Below are 1,415 nucleotides of genomic sequence, written 5' to 3'. Positions count from 1 at the left end.
AGTGCCATCAAACGTTCGCGGGTACGAGCATGATTTGCTTTTAACGCCTCTTGTCTCAATATTGAGCTACTTTGATTCCAACGAGCGCACTCTACTTTAAGCATCCTCGTTTTGTTCTCTACTACACTTACTTCTTCAGAGTAATATTTCTTCTGGCAAAACTCCAGTTCTCAAGATGGATGAGGTTTAAATTACATTTTTCAAACAACCTCTTAGATATAAGTATAAACACATATTCTAAGACTTAGGATAAATCATCAATTTTCTACTATTTCAAGAATCTAAAAACTATTGGCTCTAAAAATATGAAAAAGTATTCATTCATCAATCAAGAAGCTAATTCTAATATCAAAGAAACTCTATCTAAAGATTTATATTTTATTCGAGGGATTGCGATCGCTCTTGTGGCTCTAGGTCATGTAATTGGAAATCGGGATTCTGGCATCCGTCAATTATACGATCAAGATCTACCATACATGGGGTGGATATATAATTTTATTTACACTTTTCACATGCCAATATTTTTTATTATTTCTGGCATTTCCTTTAGTATTTTTAGCAGCAGCAATAATAGCTATACAAAATTTATAAATTCTAAGTTTATTAGGATAATTATTCCTTTAGTCTGTTGGGCACCAATTTACTATATTTTCCGCACTTTCTCTGGTAGCATCAAGTTCTCACTCACTGGACTGATTCAATCAGTTATTTATCCTAACTTTATTTTCTGGTTTTTCCATGCATTATTATTGGCAACAGTTTTATCTTTTTTTCTAATTAAAAAGCTTAGTTCAAAAACCATATATTATATAATTTAAATCGCCTTGTTTGCACTTTCCTTTAATCTTAAGGAACCATTAGTAGATATTTGCTTTTTTAATATTTTCTATGCTTTGGGAATTGCTATTGCTCCATATATAGCCAATATTCGTTTAAGACTAGAGAAAATGCCATCTACTTTAATTTTCTTACTCTTGTTAATTTGTACTGCTTTGATGCTCAGCATTAACTATTTACTAGGTAAAGACTATGGCTTAGTTGCAAAATTTATGAATGGCATTATAGGTTTTGCGTTTATGTATATACTTGCTACTTGGAATCAACCATTTCCTATGTTTCAGTGGTTGAATCGATTTTCACAATCGATTGCAGACATTTTTGTCTACTTCGGTCTGCTTAGTATGACCATCTATTTACTTCACATACTTGTTGGCTCGACCACTAGAACCATTTTGGTAAAAGTTGGCATAACTGACCCATTAGTACAATTTACTTTTGGATATATCGCTTCTACGCTAGGGCCTATATTGATTTACAGCTTCTTGCACAAAAAAAGTAAACTTTTCCGATATTCAATCGGAGAAGCTAAATAATAATTTACATTAAATAATGGGGCATGGGGCATGGGGCATGGG

Annotated in this window: 1 pseudogene; it reads left to right on the top strand. The window is 32.7% G+C overall.

What is annotated here, in order from left to right:
- Nucleotides 1–305: 305 nt before the first annotated feature.
- Nucleotides 306–1,373: pseudogene (locus tag IQ246_RS31420) on the top strand (acyltransferase family protein).
- Nucleotides 1,374–1,415: the final 42 nt, after the last annotated feature.

It is taken from the genome of aff. Roholtiella sp. LEGE 12411, from assembly GCF_015206995.1.
Lineage (GTDB): Bacteria > Cyanobacteriota > Cyanobacteriia > Cyanobacteriales > Nostocaceae > Komarekiella.
Note: the sequence above shows the minus strand (reverse complement) of the source record. Positions and strands in the feature narration are given on the sequence as shown.